General features: G+C 71.5%; 3 protein-coding genes. 2 read left to right on the top strand and 1 reads right to left on the bottom strand.

Features of this window, described 5'->3' with window-relative positions; translation table 11 throughout:
• Both AC2W7A_RS10570 and rpsA read left to right on the top strand, forming a co-directional pair.
• A partial coding sequence (locus tag AC2W7A_RS10570; protein ID WP_485991317.1) for a GNAT family N-acetyltransferase occupies positions 1–1,324 on the top strand: 1,324 nt, incomplete at its 5' end.
• A 123-nt stretch (positions 1,325–1,447) separates the two neighbouring features.
• Positions 1,448–2,902, top strand: a complete 1,455-nt coding sequence (rpsA, locus tag AC2W7A_RS10565) for a 30S ribosomal protein S1 (RefSeq protein WP_485991316.1) — start codon at positions 1,448–1,450, stop codon at positions 2,900–2,902.
• Between the two features lie 223 nt (positions 2,903–3,125).
• Here rpsA and AC2W7A_RS10560 read toward each other — a convergent pair.
• Positions 3,126–3,528 (bottom strand): class I SAM-dependent methyltransferase (locus AC2W7A_RS10560; protein ID WP_485991315.1); only part of this gene is annotated, 403 nt, incomplete at its 5' end.

Here is a 3,528-nt window from a genome sequence, read left to right as displayed (position 1 = left end):
GCCCCTCGCCGCCCACGGCCTGCGCCTGGAGCTCCTGCCGACCCCGGCGCGCCCGGACGACGGGACCGACCCGAAGGCCGCGGACCACCCTGCGCAGTCACGGTTCGCCCAGGCCGTGGAGAAGGGCTTCTACGAGAAGGTCCCGGAGGGCCGGGCGCTGGACCAGCTGCTGGGGTGCGACGCGGACGACGCCAAGCGCAGCCTCGGCGTCTATGCGGACGGGGACGACCCGGCCGCGCGCGAACCGGTGGGGACCTTCGTGGACTGGGAGTCCACGCTCACGGTGTCCCCGGGCGTGGAGCTCCCCGCCTGGCTGATCAGCAACGTCACCGTGTCCCCGGGCCACCGTCGTCGGGGGATCCTGCGCGCGATGATGACCCGCTCCCTGGCCGACGCGGTCGAGGCCGGGATGCCGGTGGCCGCGCTGACCGTCTCCGAGTCCGCCATCTACGGCCGCTTCGGCTTCGGCGTCTGCTGTCACGCCCGCCGGGCCACGGTGCGCACCTCAGGGCAGGTGGAGATGACCGCGCCGGCGGCCCCGGGGACCGTGACGCGCGAGGACCCGCGTGAGGTGATCGACGAGGTCGACGCCCTGCAACGCGAGCTGCAGCTGGCCACCCCCGGCAGCCCGCGCCGTCCGCACGCCCACCGGCTGATCTGGAACGACTCGCTCGCCTCGGAGAACGACGGCAGGGGCGACGGCACCTTCGCGGGCCTGTACCGGAACGCCGAGGGCGAGGCCCGCGGCGCGGTGCTGTACCGCTTCAAGGGCTGGGAGACCGAGCCGCCCACCGTGCGGGTCCAGGCGTTCATGGCCGCGGACCACGAGGCCTGGCGCGGACTGCTGCGCTACCTGTTCGACCTGGATCTGGTCGAACGCGTCGAGTTCTCCCGGCTGCCGGACGACGGCGCCCTCCAGGCCGCCCTGGCGAACGCCCGGCTGGCGAAGGTCACAGAGCACTGGGACGACCTCTACCTGCGGATCCTCGACGTGAAGGCCTGCCTCGAGGGGCGCACGTACGTGCCCGGCGTCGCCGGCGAGCTGGTGCTCGCGGTCGAGGATCGGCTGGGACACGCGGACGGCACCTGGCTCCTGGCCGTCGCGGACGGACGGGCACGGGTGGAGCGCCTGGACGACGCGGCGGCCGAGGACGCGGACCTCGTGCTGGACGTGGCCGCGCTGTCCGGGCTCTGGCTCGGCGGTACCTCCGCCGTCACGGGGGCGCGGACCGGCGCCGTGCGAGAGGGCACCGCGGGTGCGGCCGCCCGGCTGGACGCGCTGCTCACCTCCGCCGCGCCCGTTCACCTGCTGACGGGTTTCTGATAGGCTGGACGAGCACTTTCGTGCGCTCACAGTTTTGTCCGTTACAACCCATGCCGGGTCGCAGGCGCCGCTGTGTGTCCAGCTGCCCCGGCATGATCCACAACCCATCGGAGTCCCTCCTACATGACCACCACCTCCAACGCCCCGCAGGTCGCCATCAACGACATCGGCACCTCCGAGGAGCTGCTCGCCGCCATCGACGCGACCATCAAGTACTTCAACGATGGCGATCTCGTCGAGGGCACCGTCGTCAAGGTCGACCGCGACGAGGTCCTGCTCGACATCGGCTACAAGACCGAGGGCGTCATCCCGTCCCGCGAGCTGTCCATCAAGCACGACGTCGACCCGGACGAGGTCGTCGCCGTCGGTGACTCCGTCGAAGCCCTGGTCCTCACCAAGGAGGACAAGGAGGGTCGCCTGATCCTGTCCAAGAAGCGCGCCCAGTACGAGCGCGCCTGGGGCGACATCGAGAAGATCAAGGACGAGGACGGCGTCGTCGAGGGCACCGTCATCGAGGTCGTCAAGGGCGGTCTCATCCTGGACATCGGCCTCCGCGGCTTCCTGCCGGCCTCCCTGGTCGAGATGCGCCGCGTCCGCGACCTGGCCCCGTACATCGGCCAGAAGCTCGAGGCGAAGATCATCGAGCTGGACAAGAACCGCAACAACGTGGTGCTGTCCCGCCGCGCCTGGCTCGAGCAGACCCAGTCCGAGGTCCGCTCCAACTTCCTCCACAAGCTGGAGAAGGGCCAGGTCCGCCAGGGCACCGTGTCCTCCATCGTCAACTTCGGCGCCTTCGTGGACCTGGGTGGCGTGGACGGCCTCGTGCACGTCTCCGAGCTGTCTTGGAAGCACATCGACCACCCGTCCGAGGTCGTCGAGGTGGGCCAGGAGGTCACCGTCGAGGTCCTCGAGGTGGACATGGACCGCGAGCGCGTCTCCCTGTCGCTGAAGGCGACCCAGGAGGACCCGTGGCAGCTGTTCGCCCGCACCCACGCCCTGGGCCAGGTCGTGCCGGGCAAGGTCACCAAGCTCGTCCCCTTCGGCGCGTTCGTCCGCGTCGAGGACGGCATCGAGGGCCTGGTGCACATCTCCGAGCTGGCCTCGCGCCACATCGACACCGCCGAGCAGGTCGTCTCCGTGAACGACGAGCTGTTCGTGAAGGTCATCGACATCGACCTGGAGCGTCGCCGCATCTCCCTGTCCCTCAAGCAGGCGAACGACGGCGTGGACCCGGACGGCACCGAGTTCGACCCGGCCCTGTACGGCATGGCCGCGGAGTACGACGACGAGGGCAACTACAAGTACCCCGAGGGCTTCGACGTCGAGACCAACGAGTGGATGGAGGGCTACGAGGCCGAGCGTGCCGCCTGGGAGCAGCAGTACGCCGACGCCCAGGCCCGCTGGGAGGCCCACAAGGAGCAGGTGCGCCGCGCCATCGAGGAGGACGCCAACGCCGGCTCCGCCCCGCACGACACCGGTGCCTCCTCCTACGTCTCCGAGGCCCCGGCCTCCGACGGCGGCACCCTGGCCTCCGACGAGGCCCTCGCCGCCCTGCGCGAGAAGCTCACCGGCAACTGATCCCCACCGGATCGGCGGGCCCCTGCAGCAGGGCCTGAGCCGCACCGACGGCGCCCGTCCCTCCACGTGAGGGGCGGGGCGCCGTCGTATGCACGGTGCGGCTCCGCGTCAGAGGACTGAGGCGACGCGTCGGAGGACTGAGGCGACGCGTCAGAGGACTCGGGCGACGCATTGGAGGATGCGGTGCGCCCGAGAGGGTGCCGTCCGCACCGGTGCCGTCCGCTCAGGGACGGGTGGAGACCGTCACCGTGAAGCTGCGGTCGCGGGCGGCCTGGCGGGTCGGCCCCACCTCGGCCTCGAGCACTCCGCGGTGACGCAGGTGGGAGTTCCAGATGCACCAGAGCTGTCCGCCCGGAGCCAGCACCCGTCCGGCGGCCGCGATCATGCGGTGTGCGACGGTGGGGTCCACCGCCGTCCCGTCGTGGAACGGGGGATTGAGCAGCACCAGCCGCACCGACGCGTCCGGCACCGCGGACAGGGCGTCGTCCTGCTGCACCCGGACCCGGTCCGTCAGGCCGTTCGCCTCGGCCGTCGCGCGGGCGGAGGCGACGGCGTCCGCAGACTGGTCCGAGGCCAGCACGAGCGCCATCCGGCCACAGCCGGCAGGCCGCCACGGCGACGGGCGC

This window comes from Micrococcus sp. LASM2_SD2, assembly GCF_057364565.1.
This window is presented reverse-complemented; position numbering and strand designations above follow the sequence as displayed.

Excerpts from the sequence above, each read along its gene's own strand:
- rpsA (WP_485991316.1), top strand. The coding sequence starts at position 1,448 with ATGACCACCACCTCCAACGCCCCGCAGGTCGCCATCAACGACATCGGC.